15 protein-coding genes are annotated in these 24,714 nt (G+C 63.4%); 12 read left to right on the forward strand and 3 right to left on the reverse strand.

Features of this window, described 5'->3' with window-relative positions; genetic code table 11:
• Positions 1 to 279: 279 nt before the first annotated feature.
• On the reverse strand, positions 280 to 11,802 hold the full coding sequence (locus AAFG50_RS16615; RefSeq protein WP_342714199.1) for a VCBS domain-containing protein: 11,523 nt from the start codon (positions 11,800 to 11,802) through the stop codon (positions 280 to 282).
• A 1,045-nt stretch (positions 11,803 to 12,847) separates the two neighbouring features.
• The gene (locus AAFG50_RS16620; protein ID WP_231166762.1) at positions 12,848 to 13,027 is read right to left on the reverse strand and encodes a hypothetical protein; all 180 of its coding nucleotides are present in this window, start codon (positions 13,025 to 13,027) and stop codon (positions 12,848 to 12,850) included.
• 979 nt (positions 13,028 to 14,006) lie between these two features.
• Here AAFG50_RS16620 and AAFG50_RS16625 point away from each other — a divergent pair.
• The 12 genes from AAFG50_RS16625 to dhaK all read left to right on the forward strand — a co-directional run bounded on the left by AAFG50_RS16625 (position 14,007) and on the right by dhaK (position 24,125).
• Positions 14,007 to 15,365, forward strand: a complete 1,359-nt coding sequence (locus AAFG50_RS16625; protein ID WP_028170679.1) for an extracellular solute-binding protein — start codon at positions 14,007 to 14,009, stop codon at positions 15,363 to 15,365.
• A gap of 121 nt (positions 15,366 to 15,486) precedes the next feature.
• Complete coding sequence (locus tag AAFG50_RS16630; RefSeq protein ID WP_039185067.1) at positions 15,487 to 16,410, forward strand: sugar ABC transporter permease; 924 nt, start codon at positions 15,487 to 15,489, stop codon at positions 16,408 to 16,410.
• A complete protein-coding gene (locus tag AAFG50_RS16635) occupies positions 16,407 to 17,384 on the forward strand; it encodes a carbohydrate ABC transporter permease (RefSeq protein WP_049832359.1) in 978 nt (325 codons plus the stop codon). The genes AAFG50_RS16630 and AAFG50_RS16635 overlap by 4 nt, the downstream gene beginning before the upstream one ends.
• Positions 17,381 to 17,581 carry a hypothetical protein gene (locus AAFG50_RS16640; RefSeq protein ID WP_011086351.1) on the forward strand — a complete coding sequence of 67 codons (201 nt, stop codon included), beginning with the start codon at positions 17,381 to 17,383 and terminating at the stop codon, positions 17,579 to 17,581. Before AAFG50_RS16635 ends, AAFG50_RS16640 begins: the two co-directional genes overlap by 4 nt.
• A gap of 10 nt (positions 17,582 to 17,591) precedes the next feature.
• Complete coding sequence (locus AAFG50_RS16645; protein WP_028170682.1) at positions 17,592 to 18,689, forward strand: ABC transporter ATP-binding protein; 1,098 nt, start codon at positions 17,592 to 17,594, stop codon at positions 18,687 to 18,689.
• Positions 18,682 to 19,710 (forward strand): ABC transporter ATP-binding protein, encoded by a 1,029-nt coding sequence (locus AAFG50_RS16650; protein ID WP_028170683.1) that lies wholly within the window; start codon positions 18,682 to 18,684, stop codon positions 19,708 to 19,710. Before AAFG50_RS16645 ends, AAFG50_RS16650 begins: the two co-directional genes overlap by 8 nt.
• A 12-nt stretch (positions 19,711 to 19,722) precedes the next feature.
• Positions 19,723 to 20,346 (forward strand): dihydroxyacetone kinase subunit DhaL, encoded by a 624-nt coding sequence (gene dhaL / locus AAFG50_RS16655; RefSeq protein ID WP_028170684.1) that lies wholly within the window; start codon positions 19,723 to 19,725, stop codon positions 20,344 to 20,346.
• Positions 20,343 to 20,735 (forward strand): dihydroxyacetone kinase phosphoryl donor subunit DhaM, encoded by a 393-nt coding sequence (gene dhaM, locus AAFG50_RS16660; protein WP_011086355.1) that lies wholly within the window; start codon positions 20,343 to 20,345, stop codon positions 20,733 to 20,735. Before dhaL ends, dhaM begins: the two co-directional genes overlap by 4 nt.
• Positions 20,736 to 20,760: 25 nt before the next feature.
• Positions 20,761 to 21,066 carry an HPr family phosphocarrier protein gene (locus AAFG50_RS16665; RefSeq protein ID WP_049832360.1) on the forward strand — a complete coding sequence of 102 codons (306 nt, stop codon included), beginning with the start codon at positions 20,761 to 20,763 and terminating at the stop codon, positions 21,064 to 21,066.
• 4 nt (positions 21,067 to 21,070) lie between these two features.
• Positions 21,071 to 22,690: a phosphoenolpyruvate--protein phosphotransferase gene (gene ptsP / locus AAFG50_RS16670; RefSeq protein WP_028170686.1), complete on the forward strand. Its 1,620-nt coding sequence runs from the start codon at positions 21,071 to 21,073 to the stop codon at positions 22,688 to 22,690.
• Positions 22,683 to 23,105, forward strand: coding sequence for a hypothetical protein (locus AAFG50_RS16675; RefSeq protein WP_049832361.1), 423 nt, complete (start codon positions 22,683 to 22,685; stop codon positions 23,103 to 23,105). Before ptsP ends, AAFG50_RS16675 begins: the two co-directional genes overlap by 8 nt.
• 36 nt (positions 23,106 to 23,141) lie before the next feature.
• Positions 23,142 to 24,125: a dihydroxyacetone kinase subunit DhaK gene (gene dhaK / locus AAFG50_RS16680; protein WP_028170688.1), complete on the forward strand. Its 984-nt coding sequence runs from the start codon at positions 23,142 to 23,144 to the stop codon at positions 24,123 to 24,125.
• 170 nt (positions 24,126 to 24,295) lie between these two features.
• On the opposite strand, the gene AAFG50_RS16685 is transcribed toward dhaK, so the two are convergent.
• Positions 24,296 to 24,619 carry a response regulator transcription factor gene (locus AAFG50_RS16685; protein WP_011086360.1) on the reverse strand — a complete coding sequence of 108 codons (324 nt, stop codon included), beginning with the start codon at positions 24,617 to 24,619 and terminating at the stop codon, positions 24,296 to 24,298.
• Positions 24,620 to 24,714 lie beyond the last annotated feature (95 nt).

The following is a 24,714-nucleotide window of genomic DNA, read 5'->3' on the forward strand; positions in this document are numbered from 1 at the left end:
GCGTGGCTTGGACGCTCCGTTGCGATCGATATTGCGCTCCATTTCGAGCGGCCATTCTTCTCCGTCCTAGCTACAAACTTGATCCAAAACTAGGCCGCCGCACCGTGCCGCAGGAAATTGCCGACGACCTCGCCAAGCACGGCATTGTCTTGGACGTGGACACCGTGCGGAACTGGTTGAAGTAAGCAGCGGACTTACTGCCGGGGCGAATAGTTGGCATTACGCTCCGAATATACGCGATGAGGATGCGCTCCATCGAAGATCGCGATTAACCCGCCTTTAGGCCAGATGGAAATCGTGGTAGCTGACCAACGTTCCGGTCGTCTTGTCCGCCTCGATCTGGAAGCCGGTGGGATCAAACGTACCCAACAAAGCGATGTTGGCGGTATGGGCTCCGTCGGTGATGCTCAGAGTCCCGCCGCTGATGTCCGCGTTGGGGGTGTAGTTCAGCGTCGGCGCGCTAGCGAAGTTGAAGTCGAGAAGATCAATATGATCGTCTGCGGTCATCCCGGACACGGTCCCTGAGAAGTTGAAGGAATCGCCAAGGATGAGGGTTCCGGTTGCGCCTGCAGCAAACGTGGTATTTTCCGCCGAAGCATGTGCAAACGCCAACGTCGCGGTCCCACTGATCAGCGCTGAACCGTTGCCGCTGACGTTGCCGTCGATCGTGACGTCGCCGTCGTTGGCCCACAACACGCCCGTATTGATGACATCGCTGTGGATGACAAGCCCGCCGGCGCCGGTTGCCTCGAAGGTTCCGGAGTTGGTGATGGCGTTGGTCCCGGTATCAATGTCGAGAGAATTGGTGCCGGTAGCGATAATGGTACCCTCATTGACGAGGGTCATCACTCCATCCCCAAGGTGTCCCGCGCCGGCGATGGTGTTGTCGACGTTCGTGAGCGTGACGTCCGCGACCGTTCCGGTGATCACGTTCTCGCTGCTGTCGGTAAGTTCAACATGGCCGCCGCCCTGCAGGGTGATGCCAAGCTCGATCAACTGCAGATCGGCCTCGTTTCCGGTTGAGTTCAACTCAATGGTGCCGGTGTTGTCGATGATGCCGGATAGCGGCAGGATCGCCCCGTCGCTGATCACCATGTGGCCTGGATTCTCGGTGACCGGCGTGTGATCGAAGACGAAGTCATCAGCAGTGAGCGAAGACGCATCGACCCCGTTCAGTGTGATCGACTGGCCATCGGCGAGCGTGATCACTGCATCCCCGGCAGCATCGTTGGCCATGTGCGCCTGGATGTCGCCAAAACCGGTGAAGTTGGCGTAGCCGATCAGATCGATCTGATCCGAGGCAGCGTCGAAGCTGTAGATCACGTCATGCCCGATCGGCTGGGAGAACACGAACAAGTCGTCGCCGGTGGAGCCGGTCAGGTTGTCGTCGCCTGAGAGCGCGAAGATTGGGGAGCCTTGTCCATAGGCTTCGACGTTGTCGGCGATCATGGCCAACCCGGTGCCGCCCGTAGAATCCGTCCAAGTTTGCGATATATGCAGCGACACCGCGCCCGCGTAATCATCAAGCGTGGTGATAGTGAGTGCGGTGACATCGTTTGTCTGCACCGACCAGGTCCCATCGCCGTTGTCGGTGCCCTCGCTCAGCGTCCAACCCGCCGGAATGCCACTGACGCTGACGCTGACCGTGCCAACGTGATCCACCGGGTTTGTCAGTCCAAGGTTGATGGCTTCGCCGGCAATGCCTGCGGGAGCGAGATGTGCCTGACTGATGTTGGTCAGGGTGACCCCTACGAGATCGACCAGGATGTCGTTAGCGGCGTTCGGAGTTGTGCCGACCTGCTCAAAGACATAGCTATGGGCAGTTCCGGCGATGTTCGCGACAAAAGCAACCGCTGCGCCGGCGCCGGTGGCTATATCGTTGTTGTGAAGGTACTGCACGACGGCTGCGACGTTAGCGGTGGACGTCAGGGTTAGTGCTGACGCAAAGGCATTGGCATCATCGAATGTGATGACGCCGTTCGTGATGGCATGCGATTTCACCGTCTGACCGGAAATGGTCAACGTGGAGTCAGTACCGTTAGTGCCGGCAGTATTGGCCGTCACGTTGGTGACCGGCAGATCAAGGATGTCGTTGGTGCCGGTCGTGGCGAAGTCGTTGATCGCGTCATAGCCGGAAATCGTGCCGGCATCCCCGGAGCCCCCAACGGTGCCGAGAGATTGTCCGCTGTTAATGACAAACGTGTCGCTACCGGCTCCGCCGGTCATTGTATCAGCGCCGCTGCCTCCAGTAATGCTGTCGGCGCCGGAGCCGCCGGCAAGCGTGTCATTTCCGGAGCCGCCGATCAGCGCGTCATTCTGTGCTGAACCGGTGATGGCCGCCGCTGCGCCGGTGTTGGTGACTGTAAAGCCGTTGGCGCCGGTCGCCGCGCTCAAGTCAACGGCAAAGCCGTTGCTGCTCAGGTTTGCCGTACCAGCGTTGCTGGTCGATGACGTGGCCGTAAAGGCTGCAGTGACGGTAGCGTTGGCCGTGGCCCCTGCGCTTATGACAAGGACATCATTCCCTGAAAGATCGGTGACGCTGTCAGTGCCAGAATTGACGTTGAACGTGTCGTTGCCAGCACCACCGGTAAGGGTGTCGTTACCCAAGCCGCCGGTGAGGGTGTCGTCGCCGGAACCAGTCTTGAGAGTGTCGTCACTGTCTCCGCCGATAACAATGAAAGCTCCGGACGTGACTGCGCTTGCATCCAAATTGAGCTTTCCATTGCCACCGATACCAGTCGCGTCGACGGTCAGTGCCCCATTATTTTGGAAAGTCGAAAGGAACGTTACGTTGTCGGTATGATTTCCGCTGTTGGTGTCGACCAGTTTGAAAACTTCAAAATTTGTGAGAAAGAGGTTTCCCACGCCATTCCCAAATGTGAATGGTCCAGGGGAGCCGCCGGTGACGATGAGCGTGTCCGTGCCGGTTCCGCCGGTGATGCTATCTGTACCGTTCAAGGTCAGATTGGTTGCATTTACCGTGTTCGTGCCGCTGGCGTAGAAGATGACGTCGGTCGAACTCGTCGTCAGCGTACCCGGGTTAGGGCTGTCCTGATTGATGGTAACGGTGTCGCTATCGCTCAATCCACCCTGATCCGTCGTCGTGATCGTCAAAGTATCGGCGCCGACGAAAGTGTCGGTTGGATTGTAGAGAAGACCATTCAAGGCGTTGTTGATGTTCGCCGCCGTGCCGGAGAAGGTCATGGTCGCGTCGGTCGTACCGTCGCCGGTGGTGAACGAGAGGCCGGTGGTGCCCGATAGCGTCAGCGTGCCGTGCGCGACCGACAGCGTCACTGTCTCGGTCCCAGCGCCTACGTCAACGTCCGAGATTGAGATGAGTTTGGCGCCATTGAATGTCACGTTGGTATTTTGTACCACCTCCTGCGTACCGGGCACCGTATTCACCGGCGCATCGTTGGCGCCGTTGATGGTGACCGTGAGCACCGCGGTGTCGGTGAGATTGCCCGGGTCCTTTACGGCATAATTGAAGCTGTCGGTAATGGTCTGGCCGCTGTTGAGCGCCTGCACCGCCGAGTCGCTGTCATTCACAACATAGGTGTAGGAGCCGTTGGCGTTGAGCGTCAGCGTGCCGTGTGCACCCACTAGGCTGGAGCCTAGCGTGCCGGCCGTGTCGGAGCCTTCGACCGCCCCAGTGCGGATCGCCGATACCACCAGAGATGCGTTGGTGTTGTCGACGTCTGTATCGTTGGTCAGCACGTTGCCGGTCGCGTTCGAGCCCGCGGTGCCATTGCCGGTGCCGCCCGCCTCGGTGGCCGAGCCGGTGTCGTTGACGCCCACCGGCGCATCGTTGACCGGCGTCACATTGATCGTGTCGGTCACGGCCACGCTGTTGGCAGTCCCGTCATTGGTGATGATGGTGACCGTGCGGGCCACGCCCGACGGGTTGTCACTGGTGTTGAGGTAGGTCACCGAGTCCAGCGCGGTCTGGTAGTTCGCGACGCTGGATGAACCGGTCAAGGTGAGCGTCCCGGTCGCCGCGTTGAACGATCCGGTGATGCCGTTCTGGTTGGTGAAGCCCAGCACGTCCTGGCCGGTGACGTAGTCGCCGGTGATCTGCACCGTCGCCGAGGCCAGATTGGCACTGTCGACGTCGGACACCGTCAGCGCAGGGTCGATCGCGGTGGCGGCCTGGTTTTCCGTGTAGCTCAGCGTATGACCAGCGACGACCACCGGCGCATCGTTGACCGGTGTCACGTTGATCGTGTCGGTCACGGCGACGCTGTTGGCAGTCCCGTCATTGGTGATGATGGTGACCGTGCGGGCCACGCCCGACGGGTTGTCACTGGTGTTGAGGTAGGTCACCGAGTCCAGCGCGGTCTGGTAGTTCGCGACGCTGGATGAACCGGTCAAGGTGAGCGTCCCGGTCGCCGCGTTGAACGATCCGGTGATGCCGTTCTGGTTGGTGAAGCCCAGCACGTCCTGGCCGGTGACGTAGTTGCCGGTGATCTGCACCGTCGCCGAGGACAGATTGGCACTGTCGACGTCGGACAGCGTCAGCGCCGGGTCGATCGCGGTGGCGGCCTGGTTTTCGGTGTAGTTCAGCGTATGACCAGCGACGACCACTGGCGCATCGTTGACCGGCGTCACCGCCACTGTCGAAGTCACACTGTTGCTGGCGTGGTTTGCCGTCTGGCCGTCATCAACCTGATAGCTGATGGTGCGGGTCGTACCCGACGGGTTGTCGCTCGAATTGAAGTATGTCACCGACTCCAGCGCCGCCTGGTACTGGGCGACAGTCGCAGAACCGGTCAGCGTCAGCACGCCGGTCGATGCGTTGTAGCTGCCTGTGATGCCGTTCTGATTGCTGAAGCCGAGCACATCCTGGCCGGACGTGAAGTTGGCCGTGATCGACACCGTCGCCCCGGTCAGATTCGCACTATCGACATCCGACGCCGTTAGTACGGTGTTGATCGCCGTCGCCGCCTGGTTCTCGGTGTAAGGCAGCGATCCACCATTGGCGTTCAGCACCGGGGCGTCGTTGGTGCCGGTCAGCGTGATGGTCAGCGTCGAGGGGGCGCTGGCGCCGTGCTCGTCGGTGACGGTGTAGTTCGCCACCACGTCGGTGGTGGCGCCCTGCGCCAGGTGCTGGTAGGCGGCATTGGCCGCGTCAAGGCTGTAGCTGCCGTCCGGGTTCAGCGTCAGGCCGGCGACTGCCGCATCGAGGCTGTAGCTCAGAGTGGCGCCATCATCGACGTCGCTGTCATTGCTCGCGACCGTGCCGGTGATGGTGCTGTCTTCCAGGCCGCTGTCGGTGTCCGCCACCGCAACCGGGGCGTCGTTGGTGCCGGTCAGGGTGATGGTCAGCGTCGCGCTCGAGGTCGCGCCATGCTCGTCGGTGACGGTGTAGTTCGCCACCACGTCGGTGGTGGCGCCCTGCGCCAGGTGCTGGTAGGCCGCGTTGCCGGCATCGAGGCTGTAGCTGCCGTCCGGGTTCAGTGCCAGGCCGGCGACCGCGCTGGTCTGCGCGTAGGTCAGGACCGCGCCGTCATCGACGTCGCTGTCATTGCTCGCGACGGTGCCGGTGATGGTGCTGTCCTCACTGCCGCTGTTGGTATCGGCTACCGCAACCGGAGCATCGTTGGTGCCGGTCAGCGTGATGGTCAGCGTCGAGCTCGAGGTCGCGCCGTGCTCGTCGGTGACGGTGTAGTTCGCCACCACGTCGGTGGTGGCGCCCTGCGCCAGGTGCTGGTAGGCCGCATTGCCGGCATCGAGGCTGTAGCTGCCGTCCGGGTTCAGCGTCAGGCCGGCGACTGCCGCATCGAGGCTGTAGCTCAGAGTGGCGCCGTCATCGACGTCGCTGTCGTTGCTCGCGACGGTGCCGGTGATGGTGCTGTCCTCACTGCCGCTGTTGGTATCGGCTACCGCAACCGGAGCATCGTTGGTGCCGGTCAGCGTGATGGTCAGCGTCGAGCTCGAGGTCGCGCCGTGCTCGTCGGTGACGGTGTAGTTCGCCACCACGTCGGTGGTGGCGCCCTGCGCCAGATGCTGGTAGGCGGCATTGCCGGCATCGAGGCTGTAGCTGCCGTCCGGGTTCAGTGCCAGGCCGGCGACCGCCGCATCGAGGCTGTAGCTCAGAATGGCGCCGTCATCGACGTCGCTGTCATTGCTCGCGACCGTGCCGGTGATGGTGCTGTCTTCCAGGCCGCTGTCGGTGTCCGCCACCGCAACCGGGGCGTCGTTGGTGCCGGTCAGCGTGATGGTCAGCGTCGAGGGGGCGCTGGCGCCGTGCTCGTCGGTGACGGTGTAGTTCGCCACCACGTCGGTGGTGGCGCCCTGCGCCAGGTGCTGGTAGGCCGCATTGCCGGCATCGAGGCTGTAGCTGCCGTCCGGGTTCAGCGTCAGGCCGGCGACTGCCGCATCGAGGCTGTAGCTCAGAGTGGCGCCGTCATCGACGTCGCTGTCGTTGCTCGCGACCGTGCCGGTGATGGTGCTGTCTTCCAGGCCGCTGTCGGTGTCCGCCACCGCGACCGGGGCGTCGTTGGTGCCGGTCAGCGTGATCGTCAGCGTCGAGTTCGAGGTCGCGCCGTGCTCGTCGGTGACGGTGTAGTTCGCCACCACGTCGGTGGTGGCGCCCTGCGCCAGGTGCTGGTAGGCCGCATTGCCGGCATCGAGGCTGTAGCTGCCGTCCGGGTTCAGTGCCAGGCCGGCGACCGCCGCATCGAGGCTGTAGCTCAGAGTGGCGCCGTCATCGACGTCGCTGTCGTTGCTCGCGACGGTGCCGGTGATGGTGCTGTCTTCCAGGCCGCTGTTGGTATCGGCTACCGCGACCGGGGCGTCGTTGGTGCCGGTCAGCGTGATCGTCAGCGTCGAGTTCGAGGTCGCGCCGTGCTCGTCGGTGACGGTGTAGTTCGCCACCACGTCGGTGGTGGCGCCCTGCGCCAGATGCTGGTAGGCGGCATTGCCGGCATCGAGGCTGTAGCTGCCGTCCGGGTTCAGCGTCAGCCCGGTCACCGCCGCATCGAGGCTGTAGCTCAGAATGGCGCCGTCATCGACGTCGCTGTCATTGCTCGCGACCGTGCCGGTGATGGTGCTGTCTTCCAGGCCGCTGTCGGTGTCCGCCACCGCGACCGGGGCGTCGTTGGTGCCGCTCAGCGTGATGGTCAGCGTCGAGTTCGAGGTCGCGCCGTGCTCGTCGGTGACGGTGTAGTTCGCCACCACGTCGGTGGTGGCGCCCTGCGCCAGATGCTGGTAGGCGGCATTGCCGGCATCGAGGCTGTAGCTGCCGTCCGGGTTCAGTGCCAGGCCGGCGACTGCGCTGGTCTGCGCGTAGGTCAGGATCGCGCCGTCATCGACGTCGCTGTCGTTGCTCGCGACCGTGCCGGTGATGGTGCTGTCTTCCAGGCCGCTGTCGGTGTCCGCCACCGCGACCGGGGCGTCGTTGGTGCCGCTCAGCGTGATGGTCAGCGTCGAGTTCGAGGTCGCGCCGTGCTCGTCGGTGACGGTGTAGTTCGCCACCACGTCGGTGGTGGCGCCCTGCGCCAGATGCTGGTAGGCGGCATTGCCGGCATCGAGGCTGTAGCTGCCGTCCGGGTTCAGTGCCAGGCCGGCGACCGCGCTGGTCTGCGCGTAGGTCAGGACCGCGCCGTCATCGACGTCGCTGTCATTGCTCGCGACGGTGCCGGTGATGGTGCTGTCTTCCAGGCCGCTGTCGGTGTCCGCCACCGCGACCGGGGCGTCGTTGGTGCCGCTCAGCGTGATCGTCAGCGACGAGTTCGAGGTCGCGCCGTGCTCGTCGGTGACGGTGTAGTTCGCCACCACGTCGGTGGTGGCGCCCTGCGCCAGATGCTGGTAGGCGGCGTTGCCGGCATCGAGGCTGTAGCTGCCGTCCGGGTTCAGTGCCAGGCCGGCGACCGCGCTGGTCTGCGCGTAGGTCAGGACCGCGCCGTCATCGATGTCGCTGTCATTGCTCGCGACGGTGCCGGTGATGGTGCTGTCCTCACTGCCGCTGTTGGTATCGGCTACCGCAACCGGAGCATCGTTGGTGCCGGTCAGCGTGATGGTCAGCGTCGAGCTCGAGGTCGCGCCGTGCTCGTCGGTGACGGTGTAGTTCGCCACCACGTCGGTGGTGGCGCCCTGCGCCAGGTGCTGGTAGGCCGCATTGCCGGCATCGAGGCTGTAGCTGCCGTCCGGGTTCAGCGTCAGGCCGGCGACTGCCGCATCGAGGCTGTAGCTCAGAGTGGCGCCGTCATCGACGTCGCTGTCGTTGCTCGCGACCGTGCCGGTGATGGTGCTGTCTTCCAGGCCGCTGTCGGTGTCCGCCACCGCGACCGGGGCGTCGTTGGTGCCGGTCAGCGTGATGGTCAGCGTCGCGCTCGAGGTCGCGCCATGCTCGTCGGTGACGGTGTAGTTCGCCACCACGTCGGTGGTGGCGCCCTGCGCCAGGTGCTGGTAGGCGGCATTGCCGGCATCGAGGCTGTAGCTGCCGTCCGGGTTCAGCGTCAGCCCGGTCACCGCCGCATCGAGGCTGTAGCTCAGAGTGGCGCCGTCATCGACGTCGCTGTCGTTGCTCGCGACCGTGCCGGTGATGGTGCTGTCTTCCAGGCCGCTGTCGGTGTCCGCCACCGCGACCGGGGCGTCGTTGGTGCCGGTCAGCGTGATCGTCAGCGTCGAGTTCGAGGTCGCGCCGTGCTCGTCGGTGACGGTGTAGTTCGCCACCACGTCGGTGGTGGCGCCCTGCGCCAGGTGCTGGTAGGCCGCATTGCCGGCATCGAGGCTGTAGCTGCCGTCCGGGTTCAGTGCCAGGCCGGCGACCGCCGCATCGAGGCTGTAGCTCAGAGTGGCGCCGTCATCGACGTCGCTGTCGTTGCTCGCGACGGTGCCGGTGATGGTGCTGTCTTCCAGACCGCTGTTGGTGTCGGCCACCGCGACCGGCGCATCGTTGGTGCCGGTGATGTCGATCGTGACCTGCTGGGTGGCGAGGCCGCCATGGTGGTCGTCGACCTCGACCGTAAAGCTGTCGGCGAGATGCTCGCCTGCGGCGAGCGCGTCGACGGCGCCGCTGTCGAGCACGGTGTAATGCCAGGTGCCATCGGGGTCGACGGTGGCGGTGCCATGGGCGGCGGCGACGCTGACCGAGAGCGTGTGGGTGTCGCTGGCATCGACGTCGGAGAAGCTGACCTGGCCGATGGCGGTCTGGGCCGCGGCCGGGAGGTCGTCGCCTTCCGACACAGTGCCGGACTGCGCCGACGAGGTGATGACCGGCGCATCGTTGGTGCCGGTGATGTCGATCGTGACCTGCTGCGTGGCGAGACCGCCATGGTGGTCGTCGACCTCGACCGTAAAACTGTCGGCGAGATGCTCGCCGACGGCGAGCGCATCGACCGCGCCGCTGTCGAGCACAGTGTAATGCCAGGTGCCGTCGGGATCGACGGTGGCGGTGCCGTGGGCGGCGGCGACGCTGACCGACAGCGTGTGGGTGTCGCTAGCATCGACGTCGGAGAAGCTGACCTGGCCGGTGGCGGTCTGGGCCACGGCCGGGAGGTCGTCGCCTTCGGACATGGTGCCGGACTGCGCAGCGCTGGTGATCATCGGCGCGTCATTGGTGCCGGTGATGTCGATCGACACGACCTGGGTGGCGAGACCGCCATGGTGGTCGTCGACCTCGACCGTAAAGCTGTCGGCGAGATGCTCGCCGGCGGCGAGCGCGTCGACGGCGCCGCTGTCGAGCACGGTGTAATGCCAGGTGCCATCGGGGTCGACGGTGGCGGTGCCATGGGCGGCGGCGACGCTGACCGAGAGCGTGTGGGTGTCGCTGGCATCGACGTCGGAGAAGCTGACCTGGCCGGTGGCGGTCTGCGCTGCGGCCGGGAGGTCGTCGCCTTCGGACACGGTGCCGGACTGCGCAGCCCTGGTGATCATCGGCGCGTCATTGGTGCCGGTGATGTCGATCGACACGACCTGGGTGGCGAGACCGCCATGGTGGTCGTCGACCTCGACCGTAAAGCTGTCGGCGAGATGCTCGCCGGCGGCGAGCGCGTCGACGGCGCCGCTGTCGAGCACGGTGTAATGCCAGGTGCCGTCGGGATCGACGGTGGCGGTGCCGTGGGCGGCAGCGACGCTGACCGAGTGGGTGTGGGTGTCGCTGGCATCGACGTCGGAGAAGGTGACGTGGCCGGTTGCGGTGTGCGCTGCGGCCGGGAGGTCGTCGCCTTCCGACACGGTGCCGGACTGCGTGGCGCTGGTGATCACCGGGGCGTCATTGGTGCCGACAATCGTCACTGTCACGGTCTGCACCGCGGTGCCACCGTGGCCGTCCGAGATCGTCACGTCGTACTTCTGAGTCAGCGTTTGGCCAGCCTGCAGATAATCGACGGCGCCGTCGGCGATCGAGAAGCTCCAGCCGATCGCGCCGCCATTGCCGGTGTCGTGGTTGGTGGTATCGAGCGTGAAACTGCCGAGGTAGCCGCCGCCCTGCGGCGCGAAGCTCGCGGTATGGCTGTCGAGCGTGTCGACGTCGGTGAAGGCCACGGCGCCGGAGGCGGTATGCGGTGTGTTGGCCGCCTCGGCCGCCGACATATCCGCACACTCCGTCGCCAGGCCGCTCTGCGCCGACGAGATAATCGCCGGCGCATCGTTGGTGCCGACAATCGTCACTGTCACGGTCTGCACCGCGGTGCCACCGTGGCCATCCGAGATCGTCACGTCGTATTTCTGGGTCAGGGTTTGGCCGGCCTGCAGATAATCGATGGCGCCGTCGGCAACCGAGAAGCTCCAGCCGATCGAGCCGCCATTGCCGGTATCGTGGTTGGTGGTATTGAGCGTGAAGCTGCCGAGATAGCCGCCGCCCTGGGGAGCGAAGCTCGCAGTGTGGCTGTCGAGCGTGTCGACGTCGGTGAAGGTCACCGCGCCGGAGGCGGTATGCGGCGTGTTGGACCCTTCGGCCGCCGACAGATCCGCCCACTCCGCCGCCAGGCCGCTCTGCGCCGACGAGGTGATCACCGGCGCATCATTGGTGCCGGTAACCGTGATGGTCAGGTTGGCAGTGCACGAGCCGCCATGATTGTCGGAATTGGTGTAGCTGAAAGTGTCGTAAACCAGCTGGTCTGCCGCTAACGCTTGCACATTGGCCTGGGCATTGTTGAGCGTATAGGTGTACGTGCCATCGGAGTTGAGGTGCAGCGTGCCGTAGGTGCCGACCACATCAGCACCGACCTTGGTGGCAGAGCCGTTGATGGCCGTGACGCTATGACTGTCGTGCGTATCGGCGTCGGTATCGTTGATGAGTACGTTGCCGCTGACTGAATTCGGCGCGGTGTCTTCCTTCACCGCACTTGTGTCGGCCGCTGCAACGGGGCCATCGTTGACCCCGGCAATTCTCACTGTGGCGGTCGCCCAGCTCAGCGTCCCATTGCCAAGTCGGATAGCGTAAATGAATGAATCTGTAAAAAAATCCCCTGCTGACAGGGCAGCGACTTGAGCGCTTAATGCTGACGCGTCATACCCGACTTTACCATCCGCCGTGATCCAGATTTTTGCGCCATTCAAGCTTGTATCGCTGCTGGTGGCTTCGACGCGTGCGGTATCCTGAGTCAGCAAATCAGCCGCACTATAGCCGCTCATGGCGCCGCTGTTATTAATGCCGTTGTCGATGGAAAAGAGGGTCTTGGCATTGCCCCCAAGGTCATTTCCCATGACATCGAAAAAGACAGGCTGAAGGTTATCCTCCGTCAGCGAAATGGATACACCGGCGGCGGTCAGGCCACTCGTAAAAATATCGTTCGTCGCTTGAGGTGTGTTGGAGAATGAAGTGGTGCTGCCGCCGCCGGTTGCCTGAGTAGCCATGTCTTCGACCTCAAAACGCGTAGAATATGAAAGTCATTTGGGAGCAACCCGAACACGGGTGAGCAACGTGACGGATTCGGGCGACCTTGAAGCGGCCCAGAACTCTGCAGTCGTGTCCTGACGAGGAGATAGCGAAGGTGCGCCGTCGCTCGACGAGGTCTGCAGATCGGTTGAATCGATCACCGGAGCCGCCGTCACCCGGGAGGCAATCGCAACTGCCATAGACAGCTCGACCGAAAGATCCGATGGTCGAGATGAACTCGAATTGTCCTTGAGGCGAGAATTAGTTTCAGACCAGCCGGCGGCTCGTAAAGACGTCGAGGTGAATAAGGCGCTGCTCACAACACACTCCACTCTGCCGATGCAGAGCAGGTGCAATCGCATTCGAAGAGCAACTCACAGGAGAGCGCCGGCAATGAGCGCCCGTTCAGCGCCTACGCGCCGCCGCCAGAAGAAACTCTGGCCTGTTGTGAAAAGATCCCGACGCCATTAACTCCTGCCCCGTTCGTGCTCGGCCTCCTGACGACCGCGCACGGCTTATGATTTTCCAATAACGTTTCTTGCTTTAGTAAGGTCCCTTCAGAGATCGAACCCGACAGTCGCCCGCGGCACAGGGGCGTTCGCAGTATGGATCAGCGTAAGAATCCCAATCCGGCTGGAAAACGCTGTGCGCATCCCCGCGTCGGCGATTCGTTTGAAATGTGAGACGAGCAATCGCGCAGCTCCTGCTTCTCGTACATCGCGATGCTCGCTAGGAATCTCGGTCGGGGCAACGGCCCAAGAGGGGTACTCCGTCGGGACCACGTAACACTACGGTTGCGCATGCTGATCGACCGCACCTGCGGCACATTATCGATGACTTCGCAGATCGTTAATTGGCGCTTCTTTGCCGCCCGGGGTCAGCAAGACTAAGTGCCGGCTTCTTAGTCTTGCTCGGTCTAAGCATGGCATCCGGCCCCAAGGCTTTCGCTTCCCGGTCAACGAGGAGCTGGCCGCGGAGTTCGGCGTGTCACGCGTCACGATCCGGCAGGCCGTCGAGCTGCTTTCAGCCGACGGCGTCATCGAGGCGCAGCAGGGCCGCAGCAGGCGCGGTGCGGCAGGACCGCTGGCTCAAGGTCGAAACTACGCTGTCGGTTTTCGCCGATATGTACCGCGACACCTCGCTGGAGATCGTCAACATCTCGGCGAGGCACAGCGACGCGCCGGTGTCTCCCGAGGACGGCAACGGCCGACTTCATGCGCCGGCTTCATTCGCCACTCGGTCCGTCGCACCGCGGCCGAAACAGGCCGTCATGCGATCAGTTGCCTAACTTGGCACAAATCGAGCCAAGCCTGACAAGTTGCTAGTGTGTTGCTGTACCTAGCTCAAATCGGCCCATGATCGATTGGAGCGAGAGTTCAAGTTCTTCAATTGCTTGGAAGGCGGCGTATGCACCGGGAGATCAAGAAAAATCTCGACACAGCCAATGTGAGCAGACCTCGTGAGATGAGATTGGGCTGCCTCGGGTCGGCGGAAGAGCATGCCCATTGTTTCCGAGGGCAGGGGAGATAGGTGAGTGCTGACGATCAGCACCAGTTGCTGGAAACATGAGGCGCCACCCTCTCATCTCGCTCCGTGCAGCCCCGCTGGTCGAACTCGCTGCACCCATGCTTGAGTTCGATCGCGTTAGCTGCGCTTTGGCGAGGTCGTTTCTGGGGCGAAACAGGTGTGGTCCGCGGCGATGGCAGACTTCGGCCGATGAGGAGACTGCTCACGCTCTTAATCGCTTTGTTGAACGTTCAGTAAAGCCATTTGCTAAACATGCTTGGCGATGGCCAACTTCTGGCTCGCCGGTTATCCAGGCGGGCTGGATTGCTCCGCGGCGCCAGATCGGCAATCGAAGCTTTTGACAAAATCCAGGAATTTTGCTGCGCTGCGAACATCCCGCTTGCGCGCGCGAACGTCGCGAATCTTTTCGCCAGGCTAGCGACAAACCGGCTTGACGGCTTCCAAAATTTAGTAATACGTTTAGTCCTACAAAAAAACTAAACATCACGCATCGAGCCGATGTGTGGGAGGAGCCCAAGCCCTTCCGGACCCGTTTCCGGAAATGGTTCGTCTCGTTCTCCACTCATCGCTCCTCAAACTCGGTTTCAGGATCTTGGCGTCGTTCCGGCAGGGAGCGCCGAGCGGGTTGGATGCTTCAACGAGAGAGGAAACGGATATGCGGACATTCAATTGGCTAAGAAGCTCGGCGGCAACCACGGTCCTCGGGACGGCGCTGCTGGGGATATTTGGCGGAGGCGAAGCCGCAGCTCAGGGCAAGCAGCTTACGCTGTGCTGGGCGGCATGGGATCCGGCCAATGCGCTGGTCGAGCTCGGCAAGGACTTTACCAAGCAATCCGGCATTGAGATGAAATACGAGTTCGTCCCGTGGACGAGCTATGCCGATCGCTTCCTCAACGAGCTCAACTCCCAAGGCAAGCTCTGCGACCTGATCATCGGCGATAGCCAGTGGATCGGCGGCTCCGCCGAGAACAAGTGGTACGTCAAGCTCAACGATTTCTTCGACAAGGAGAAGATATCGATGGACGACTTCGTCCCGGCGACGGTCGTCGGCTACTCGCAGTGGCCGAAGAACTCGCCGAACTATTGGGCGCTGCCGGCTATGGCCGATGCGGTAGGCTGGACCTACCGCAAGGATTGGTTCTCGCGGCCCGAGATTCAGTCCGCCTTTACGGCAAAGTACGGCCGCGACCTGGCGCCGCCGAAAACTTATGACGAGTTGAAGCAGATTGCGGAGTTCTTCCAGGGCCGCGAGATCGACGGCAAGAAGGTCTATGGCGCCTATATCTTCACCGAGCGCGGCTCGGAAGGCATCACCATGGGCGTGACCAACGTGCTCTACAATTACGGCTTCAGCTACGACAATCCAAAGAAGCCGTATCAGATGCAGGGCGTCGTCAATTCACCCGAGGCGGCCAAGGGGCTCGAGTTCTACAAGGAACTTTACAAGTGCTGCACCGCGCCGGGCATGACCAACGCCTACATGCAGGAGGGGCTCGATGCCTTCAAGTCCGGCCAGGTGGCGATGCAGATGAACTGGTTCGCCTTCTTCCCCGGCCTCTACAAGGATCCGAATGTCGGCGGCGACAAGATCGGATTCTTCGTCAATCCAGCCGGCCCGAATGGACACTTCACGCAGCTTGGTGGACAGGGCATCTCCGTGGTGGCGACCTCCGACCGCAAGGACGACGCGCTCGCCTATATCAAATGGTTCGCGCAGCCCGCTGTGCAGCAGAAATGGTGGCAGCTCGGCGGCTACTCGGCCCTGAAAGCGGTGGTCGATGCGCCCGACTTCCCGAAGAGCGCGGCGTTCGCGCCGCAATTCTTGGAGTCGATGGGAATCGTGAAGGACTTCTGGGCCGAGCCGTCCTACGCGCAACTGCTACTCGACATGCAGAAGCGGGTGCACGATTACGTCGTCGCCGACAAGGGTACCGCGCAGCAGGCGCTCGATCTCCTGGTCAAGGATTGGACCAAGGTCTTCAAGGAGCAGGGCAAGCAGGTCGCGTCGCAATAGGCGCGGCGCTCGCATCAACTGAACCGGTTTCCCCGGGGGTGTCCCCCGGGGAAACCGAACCAGCCAGCCGATGGACCAGATGACGACGATCCTTCAACCTGATGATGCTACGATTGCCGGCATGAGCGAGCCCGCCAAATCTCGCGACGCACGGCGCGTGCGCGGCCTTTCCGACCGCAGCATTGCGTGGCTGTTCGTTGCGCCGACGATCGCGCTGTTGCTGGCGATCAACATCTTTCCGCTGGTGTGGATGATCCGGCTGTCCTTCACCAGCCTCAACCTCAGCATGTCCTATCTGCCGCTGCGGTTCGTCGGGCTCGACAATTTCACCGACATCCTCACCGACGAGGACGTCTGGTTCCGGCTCCAGACCACGGCGCAATTCGTGATTTGGTCTGTGGCACTACAGGTGGTCATCGGCTATGGCCTGGCGCTGTTGATCAACCGCCAGTTTCGCGGTCACAGCTTCTGGACCACGATCATCCTGCTGCCGATGATGTTGTCGCCGGCGGTGGTCGGCAACTTCTGGACGCTGCTGCTGCAGCCGCAGATCGGGCCCTTCAACTACGTGATCAGCCTGTTCACGGGGGTGCCGCCGAGCTCGTTCAGCATGACTGGACAGGTCTCGCTCGCGTCCTGGACCATCGTACTGGTCGACACCTGGATGTGGGCGCCTTACGTCATGCTGATCTGCCTCGCCGGGCTTCGCTCCATTCCCCACTACATCTATGAGGCGGCCGAGGTCGATCGCGCCTCGCCGTGGCGGCAATTCTGGTCGATCACGCTGCCGATGACGGTGCCGTTCCTGATGCTCGCCGTGCTGTTCCGCGCAATCGAGAACTTCAAGATGTTCGACATGGTCAACCTCCTGACGTCGGGAGGCCCGGGATCGACCACGGAGCTCGTGTCGATCACGCTGAAGCGCGCGGCATTCGAGAAATGGCGCACCGGCTATTCCTCTGCGCTCGCCATCATCCTGTTCGTGACCGTGTTCGGTGCCGCCAACATCTACGTCAAAGCGCTCAACAAGGTGAAGCAACGATGACCGCTGCACTCGCCAAGTCAGTCCTGGCCAAGTCCACCGCTCATTCCATCGTCGAAGCCTCGCCGCGTTCGAAGGCCGTGGCAGGTGGCCTCGTCATTCTCTATGCCGTGATCACGATCCTGCCGCTACTCTGGATCGTCGCTACCGCATTCAAGTCGCAGAGCGACGCCATCGCCTATCCGCCCAAGGTGCTCTTCGAGCCGACCCTCGAAGGCTATGTCAACCTTTTCACCGTGCGCACCCGCCAGACGCCGGACTTCATCGCCAAGCTGCCGCCGCCGGAGACGTGGTATGACAAGCTCGTGCGCCAGCGGGACATGGTCGTTGCCGGACCATCGAAGGTCGTGCCGCGCTTCGTGAACTCGCTGATCATCGGGTTCGGCTCGACGTTCCTGGCCGTGTTTCTGGGCACGCTCGCGGCCTACGCTTTTTCGCGCTTTCGCATTCCCCTGGCTGACGACCTGCTGTTCTTCATCCTCTCGACGCGAATGATGCCGCCGGTCGCGGTCGCGATCCCGATCTATTTGATGTACCGCCAGCTCAATCTGACCGACACCAGGCTCGGAATGATCCTGCTCTACACCGCCGTGAACGTCTCGCTCGCGGTCTGGCTGCTCAAGGGGTTCATCGACGAGATCCCGCGCGAGTATGAGGAGGCCGCTCTCGTCGACGGCTACACGCGACTCCAGGCCCTGCGCAAGGTGGTATTGCCGCAGGCCGTCACGGGAATTGCGGCAACCGCGATCTTCTGCCTGATCTTCTCGTGGAACGAATACGCCTTCGCGGTTCTCCTGACGAGCGGCGAAGCGCAGACCATGCCGCCATTCATCCCATTCATCATCGGCGAGGGCGGGCAGGATTGGCCGGCGGTGGCTGCCGCGACCACGCTGTTCGTTGTCCCGATCGTCCTGTTCACCGTGTTGTTGCGCAAACACCTGTTGCGCGGCATCACATTCGGAGCTGTGCGCAAATGAGCGGTTCTGCGGTTGCCAAGGGCGGAGTGTCTCGCTGGTTCCGTCGTGGGCCTTGGGAGGCCGGCGCGATGACCCTGATCGGAGGCGGCATCATCATGCTGGTGCAGCCCTGGACGATTGATCTGTACAGCTATTCCTTCGTGACGATCCTCATCGGCACGGTCGGCTACGTGATCGTGAGCCATTTTCCGGAATAGGGCGGTCAACATGGCACAAATTCGCGTCGAAAACCTGCGCAAGTCGTTCGATCAGTTCACGGCCGTGCAAGGCTCGAACTTCACGATCGACGACGGCACCTTTTTCGCGATGCTCGGGCCCTCCGGCTGTGGCAAGACGACCACGCTGCGCATGATTGCGGGCCTCGAGCTGCCGACCGAGGGCAAGGTCCTGCTCGACGGCGAGGACGTGACGTTCCGCCGTGCCGCGGCCCGCGACATCGCCTTCGTCTTCCAGCTTTTCGCGCTCTATCCGCACATGAATGTTGCCGACAATATCGGCTTTCCCCTGAGGTGCCAGGGCATGGGCCGGCGTGCGGTCCGCGAGCGCGTGCAGGAGACGGCGCGGCTCCTGCGGATCGAGCGTCTCCTGTCGAGCAAGACGTCAAAGCTGTCGGGTGGCGACCGCCAGCGCGTGGCGCTGGGGCGCGCTATGGTCCGGCGGCCCAAGGCCTTCCTGATGGACGAGCCGCTCGGGGCGCTCGACGCCGAGTTTCGGCATCTGATGTGCGGCGAGCTTCGCGACCTCCATGATCGCATTGGTGCAACTACGGTCTACGTGACACATGACCAGCTCGAGGCGATGTCAATGGCGGACCGGATTGCCGTCATGAACAAGGGGCGCGTCGAACAGATCGGCTCGCCGCAGGAGATCTATGACCGGCCCGCGAGCATGTTCGTGGCCGATTTCATCGGCTCGCCGTCGATGAACTTCTTGCGCTTTGAGGGCGGCCTACGATCCGGAGATCGGGCCATCGCCTTCCATGATGCCAGCATCGCGGTCCCTGAGATCCGCGAGGATCGCGCGAGCGCCCCGCTGGCGCTCGGGATACGCCCGGAGCATATCCGTTTCGCCGATGCAGCACCCGTCCGCGGCGAGGTGTTCGGCGCAGAATATCTCGGCACGACGCAGATCGTCACGGTCGACACGGCGCATGGACGCGTCGCTGCCCGGCTGCCCTCCAGCGCGTCGGTGCGGATCGGCGAGACGGTCGGTCTCGAATTCCATTCCGAACGACTGGCGTTGTTCGATGTTGGCAGTGGCATGGCGATCCGGACCGCCAATGAGGGGAGCCCGCGCCATGGCTGACGTCAGTCTGCGCAACATCAGCAAGCGCTTCGGCACAATAGAGGCGGTGCGCGAGCTCTCGCTGGCGATCAATGACGGGGAATTCCTGGTCCTGCTTGGGCCGAGCGGCGCCGGCAAGACCACGACGCTGCGGCTGATCACCGGGCTCGAGAGCCCCGACACCGGTTCGGTCATGATTAACGGCCATGACGTGACGCATGATCCGCCGGGATCGCGCGATATCGCCTTCGTCTTCCAGCAGTACTCGCTGTATCCGCATCTCACTGTCTATGACAATCTGGCATTCCCGCTACGCTCGCCCGCGCGGCGCGTGCCCGAGCCCATCATCCGCAAGCGTGTCGAACAGACGGCGGAGCTGCTGCATATCGCAAGCAAGCTGAACAACCGTGCAACCCGCCTGTCCGGCGGTGAGATGCAGCGGGTGGCGATCGGCCGCGCATTGGTTCGAGATCCCGCGATCTACCTGATGGACGAGCCGCTCTCGTCGCTGGATGCGAAGCTCCGTTCGGAGCTGCGTCTCGAGCTCAAGCGGATCCAGCTCGAGCTTGGCGCGACTATCCTTTACGTGACCCACGACCAGGTCGAGGCTATGACCATGGCCTCCCGGATCGGCGTGATCAAGGATGGCCAGCTCCTTCAGCTCGGCACGCCGCGGGAGATCTACGAAAGCCCCTCCAGCTCCTATGTCGCCTCGCGTCTCGGTACGCCGCAGATCAATTTCCTTCCGGCACGTCTCTTGTCCGACGTGTCGGTGCCGCCGGAAACGGAGACCGTCGGCATCCGTACCGAGCATCTGAAGGTCGGTGCGCGCAATGGCGGACGGATGGTCGGCCGCGTCCACCGGGTCGAGCACCTCGGCGAACAGAATCACGTTCATCTGGACTATAAGGGCGAAATGCTGGTGACGCTTGCGGATCCGCATCAGCAGCCGCTAAAGGCCGGTCAGGAGGTCGAATTGCACGTGGTACATCCGCTCTGTTTCGATCGCGCGGGGCGACGCATCCCCGCGATGATTCTCTAGAGGATCATGTCGATGTCGCTGCAACCTGGGACGTTCAAGTCGTTGATCAAGGTGGCCGCAGAGCAGGTCATCGCCAGTGCGCCGGAGCTGACGAGCCTGGATCAGGCGATCGGCGATGGTGACCACGGAATCAACATGAAGCGCGGATTCGAAGCGGTTCTGGGCAAGCTCGATGCGATCTCCGCGCAACCGCTCGACGAGGCGCTGAAGATGATCGGCAAGACCCTGGTGATGACGGTCGGCGGCGCGTCCGGGCCGCTTTACGGGAGCTTCTTCCTCGCCGCCGGCGAAGCGCTCTCGCACGACAAACACTTGCCGGACGACCTCGCGGACGTTTTCGGCAGTGGCGTGAACGCGGTGAGCGCGCGTGGCCGCTCGCAGGCCGGTGAGAAGACGATGCTCGACGTGCTTGTTCCCGTCCTGGAAACGCTGAAGACGGCGGCCGGCCAGCCGGATCTAATCGCGCGCGTCCGGACCACCGCTGCCGAGGCGGTCGAGCGGACCGCGCCGATGCAGGCCACCAAGGGGCGGGCGTCGTTCCTCGGGCCACGCAGCGTCGGGCACGTCGACCCCGGCGCCCGCTCGAGCTGCGTACTCGTGCAGGCGGTCTGCGCGAGCCTGGAGGGACAGCAATGACCGACACTGTGGGTATTGTGATCGTCTCGCACTCGAAGGACATCGCCAAGGGCACCGCCGACATGGTGCGGCAGATGGTCGGCAGCGAGGTCAAGGTGGCTTTTTGCGGCGGCAATCCCGACGGCGGATTGGGCACCAGCGTCTCCCTGATCATCGACGCCATTAATGATGCCTGGTCTGCCAAGGGCGTCGCAATCCTCGTCGACCTCGGCGGTGCCGAAACCAACAGCGAAATGGCGGTCGAGATGCTGGAGCCTGCGCGGCGCGATCTCGTTGTCGTATGCAACGCGCCGATCGTCGAGGGCGCCGTGATGGCGGCAACCGAGGCCGCAGGCGGCAGCTCACTGGCCCAGGTCAAGGCCGTGGCCGAGGAACTCTCTGCCGACTGAGACGTCGGCGAAGCGATGATGGAAGATGAGCATGCTGGACAAAGCGGACGGACAGATTTTCACCGGAAATGTGCGGCTGGTGCACGCGGTTGGCATGCACGCGCGCCCCGCGGTCAAGCTGACCAAGCTCGCCAAGAAGTTCCAGGCCCAGATTTCCGTGCGGGTCGCAGGCGCGGCCGAGTGGATCAATGCCAAGAGCGTGGTCAAGATCATGGCGATGCGTGCGGCCCACGGCAGCACGATCGAGATCAGGGCGTCCGGCAGTGATGCGGAAGCCGCCGTTGCGGCGCTGGTCGACCTGATCGCAACCGATTTTCCGGACGGGGCTTAGCAGCATGCAGGGTAGCGCGACGGGACTGGCCTACCGCGGCAGAACCGCCTCGATCGGCTTTGCCCATGGCCCGCTCGTCCGGGTCGGCGCGGACACCAACGGCGAGCGTGTCGCGGGCAACCTGGCTGAAGAGGCGCTTGCTCTTCGTGCTGCGATTGAGGCGGCAAGCGGGCAGATCGCGGATCTCGCCGGGATCGCCGGCGGCGAGGCTGCACAGATTCTCGAATTCCAGGTCGCGCTGCTGGAGGATGAGGATTTCATCCAAGCGATCTTCGCATCGATTGGCGATGGCGATCCGGCGGATGTCGCATGGCGTTCGGCGCTCGACGCGCAGATCGCGGACTACAATTCAGCCGCGGACGAATATCTGAAGGCGCGCTCTTCGGACCTCGCGGACCTGCGCGACCGCGTGATCAACATTTTGCGGGGCGATGGGGGCCCGGCGCTGGAGATTCCGAGCGGCGCCGTCGTCTGCGCCGACGATCTGCCGCCCTCGCGATTCCTGGAGATCGACTGGTCCGGCGGCGGCGGTCTGGCGCTCTTGCGTGGCAGTCCCACGAGCCACGTCGCGATGCTGGCGCGCGCGCGGGGCATTCCCATGGTCGTGCAACTCGGCGCCATTCCGGACGTCGGAGCCAACGCGCTGCTCGATGGTGAAGGCGCGACGCTCGAGCTCGATCCCAGCGCGGAGCAGGTTCGCCTGTTCGAGAAGCGGCGCGAAAGCCATCGCAAGAGCAGGGCGTCCGCCCGTGCGATCCTGCGGCGGCCCACCGCATCATGGCGCGGCGAGCGGATCAAGCTGTTTATCAACATCCAGCGCGTCGACGATCTCGAGCATCCCGACGCGCAATATGCCGATGGGATCGGCCTGATGCGCACCGAGTTTCTGCTGACGGAGAGGGGCAGTTTGCCCGATGAGGAGACACAGTTTCAGGCTTACGATGCGGTGCTGCGTTGGGCCGACCAGCGCCCGGTCACCATTCGCACGTTTGACGCGGGCGGCGACAAGCCGGTCGCCGGCTTTACGCTGGACGGCGAAGCCAATCCGTTCCTCGGAGTTCGGGGCTTGCGGCTTTGCCTGGCCCGGCCCGAGATCTTTGCCATTCAGCTCCGCGCGCTGGCACGGGCCGCCGTGCGCGGAAACCTCAAGGTCATGTTTCCGATGGTCACGTCTGCGGCTGAGCTCGAGGCGGGGCGGAAGCTGTTTGCCGATGTCGTGCAGCGCTTGCAGGCGGACGGCATTGCCGCGATGCTTCCCGAGCTGGGAATCATGGTCGAAGTCCCGGCGGCGGCCCTGGCTATTACGAGCTTCAAGACGTCCTTCTTCTCGATCGGCTCGAACGATCTCGCGCAATATGTCCTCGCCTGCGATCGTTCCAATGGAGCGCTTGCCCCCTTGATGGACCCGCTGCATCCGGCGGTGCTCGAATTGATCGCGCGGACCGCCGAGCATGGGCGGCGCGCCGCGATCAGCGTCAGCCTATGCGGCGACATGGCAAGCGATCCGCGCTGCCTTCCCGCATTGCTGAATTGCGGCTTGCGCGAGCTATCTGTGAATGCATCGGCGCTCGCGCAGATCAAGCAGACGATCGACCGGCTGAGCAGCGGAGGGGGCCTTGACTGACACGGCGATCGATGAGCCGGCAGAAGCCGGCGCTGTTGCAGTTTACAAGCGCATCTTCAAGGAAGTGCTGGAGAGCCGCCCCTCGGGCATGCGGCTGCGTCTGGCGCATGCCATTGGGAAGAACCGCAGCTTCGTCAGCCAGATCAGCAATCCCGCCTATCCGGTGCCGATACCCGTGCAACATCTCAATACGATCTTCGATGTCTGCCACTTCCCTCCGCAGGCGAAGACCGCCTTTCTTCGCGCATATGCACGCGCGCATCCGCGCCGGATCGGCCGACTGACCGAAGGATCGCATGAGCGGACCTTGACGCTGCATTTGCCAGATCTCGGCAGTGCGAAGCGGAACGCCGAGCTCGATGCGCTGCTCCAGGAATTCGCGCGGCGCTTGATTGCCATCATGCGGGAAAAATAAGGCGTGAGGCCAAAGGGAAGAAGCGGGGAGGAGACAATGAAGAAGTTCATCAATTCGGTCGACGGCGTGCTTGCGGAGAGCCTCGACGGACTTGCGGCCGCGCATGCCGATCTCGTCGCGCTTGGGCCGGAGCGGAAATTCGTGCGGCGCCGTGAGCTGAACCCGAAGAAGGTCGCACTCGTCTCGGGCGGCGGCAGCGGGCATGAGCCGCTGCATGCGGGCTTCGTCGGCTATGGCATGCTCGACGCCGCCTGCCCGGGACAGGTCTTCACGTCGCCGACGCCGGACCAGATCGTCGAGGCCGCTCAGGCGGTTTCGGGTGAGGCCGGCGTGCTGTTTATCGTGAAGAACTACGCGGGTGACCGAATGAATTTCGAGATGGCGGCCGAGATCGCCGAGGGGCTCACAGCGACCATCGTCACCGACGATGACGTCGCGGTCGAGAACTCGACCCACAGCATCGGGCGTCGCGGCGTGGCTGGCACGCTCATCGTGGAGAAGATCGTCGGCGCGGCGGCCGAGAAGGGCGCCGACCTCAAAGGCTGCGTTGCGCTCGGCGAGCGCGTCAACGTGCGCACGCGTTCGATGGGCGTGGCGCTGACGAGCTGCACGGTCCCGGCTGCGGGCACGCCGACCTTCTCGCTCGGCCAGGACGAGATGGAGATGGGGGTCGGCATTCACGGCGAGCCTGGACGCCGCCGCGTCAAGCTGGAGCGGGCAGACGCGATCGCGGACGAGATGACGACGGCGATCGCGCAGGATCTCGACGCGCGCGACGGGGCCGAGGCCCTCCTGCTCGTCAACGGATTTGGCGGAACGCCAACGATCGAGCTCTATCTGATGTACAACGCGGCGCGCCGGATGCTCGAGAAGCGCGGCTTGCGCATCGCTCGCTCGCTGGTCGGCAGCTTCGTCACCTCGCTGGACATGGCCGGGTGCTCGCTCACCGTCAGCCTGCTCGATGCTGAGACGACCGCGCTCTGGGACCATCCCGTGCGCACGGCGGCATTGAAATGGTAATCGCGGTTGTGAGCGGCAGGTGATCGCTTTCGCGCCGGCGAAGGATCAGCGGCGACGGCCCACTCCCGCTTCGGATTGTGCCAGTCTTCCCTCACTGAAACTTGCCGCGTCTCGCGGACACGGCGTCTCTTTCGCATTGACTGGGAAGCGTCGATGCAAAGTGTGTTGCCTCAAAGAAAACGCAGCGATTTGGAAACGTACCCCTTGACGCCGATGTCGATCGCGGTTGCCACGAATACAGGATCGTCGTTGACGCTAAACATCACGATGCGCGCTTCGGCATCTCTTCCAAAGATCTGTCGAGCGAGCTCCATGCCGGAGACAGATGGCAGGTTGATGTCTATGGCGCAGACCTCAGGAGGTCCGGCAATAAAGGACGCCAATCCACTGGCCGCATCTGCCGCTCCTGTGACGATGAAGCCTGCCTCGTCGGCAAACAAGGCCTGGCAAGCAGCTATGATGATGGGATGATCGTCGACGATCAGTACTCGCATCAGGCTCCGTGCAGCGATATTGGTGGCCTAGACGATGTTGCAGTAACGCGCATCGCAGGCGGACATTACCGACGGATTACGACCGCGAGGCCCGC

The sequence above is a fragment of the Bradyrhizobium sp. B039 genome, assembly GCF_038965675.1.
Lineage (GTDB): Bacteria > Pseudomonadota > Alphaproteobacteria > Rhizobiales > Xanthobacteraceae > Bradyrhizobium > Bradyrhizobium diazoefficiens.

Coding starts and splice junctions, on each gene's coding strand:
- AAFG50_RS16685 (WP_011086360.1), bottom strand. CDS start 24,619: ATGCGAGTACTGATCGTCGACGATCATCCCATCATCATAGCTGCTTGC.
- AAFG50_RS16625 (WP_028170679.1), top strand. CDS start 14,007: ATGCGGACATTCAATTGGCTAAGAAGCTCGGCGGCAACCACGGTCCTC.
- AAFG50_RS16665 (WP_049832360.1), top strand. CDS start 20,761: ATGAGCATGCTGGACAAAGCGGACGGACAGATTTTCACCGGAAATGTG.
- dhaL (WP_028170684.1), top strand. CDS start 19,723: ATGTCGCTGCAACCTGGGACGTTCAAGTCGTTGATCAAGGTGGCCGCA.
- AAFG50_RS16630 (WP_039185067.1), top strand. CDS start 15,487: ATGAGCGAGCCCGCCAAATCTCGCGACGCACGGCGCGTGCGCGGCCTT.
- AAFG50_RS16650 (WP_028170683.1), top strand. CDS start 18,682: ATGGCTGACGTCAGTCTGCGCAACATCAGCAAGCGCTTCGGCACAATA.
- AAFG50_RS16615 (WP_342714199.1), bottom strand. CDS start 11,802: ATGGCTACTCAGGCAACCGGCGGCGGCAGCACCACTTCATTCTCCAAC.
- ptsP (WP_028170686.1), top strand. CDS start 21,071: ATGCAGGGTAGCGCGACGGGACTGGCCTACCGCGGCAGAACCGCCTCG.
- AAFG50_RS16645 (WP_028170682.1), top strand. CDS start 17,592: ATGGCACAAATTCGCGTCGAAAACCTGCGCAAGTCGTTCGATCAGTTC.
- AAFG50_RS16640 (WP_011086351.1), top strand. CDS start 17,381: ATGAGCGGTTCTGCGGTTGCCAAGGGCGGAGTGTCTCGCTGGTTCCGT.
- dhaK (WP_028170688.1), top strand. CDS start 23,142: ATGAAGAAGTTCATCAATTCGGTCGACGGCGTGCTTGCGGAGAGCCTC.
- dhaM (WP_011086355.1), top strand. CDS start 20,343: ATGACCGACACTGTGGGTATTGTGATCGTCTCGCACTCGAAGGACATC.
- AAFG50_RS16635 (WP_049832359.1), top strand. CDS start 16,407: ATGACCGCTGCACTCGCCAAGTCAGTCCTGGCCAAGTCCACCGCTCAT.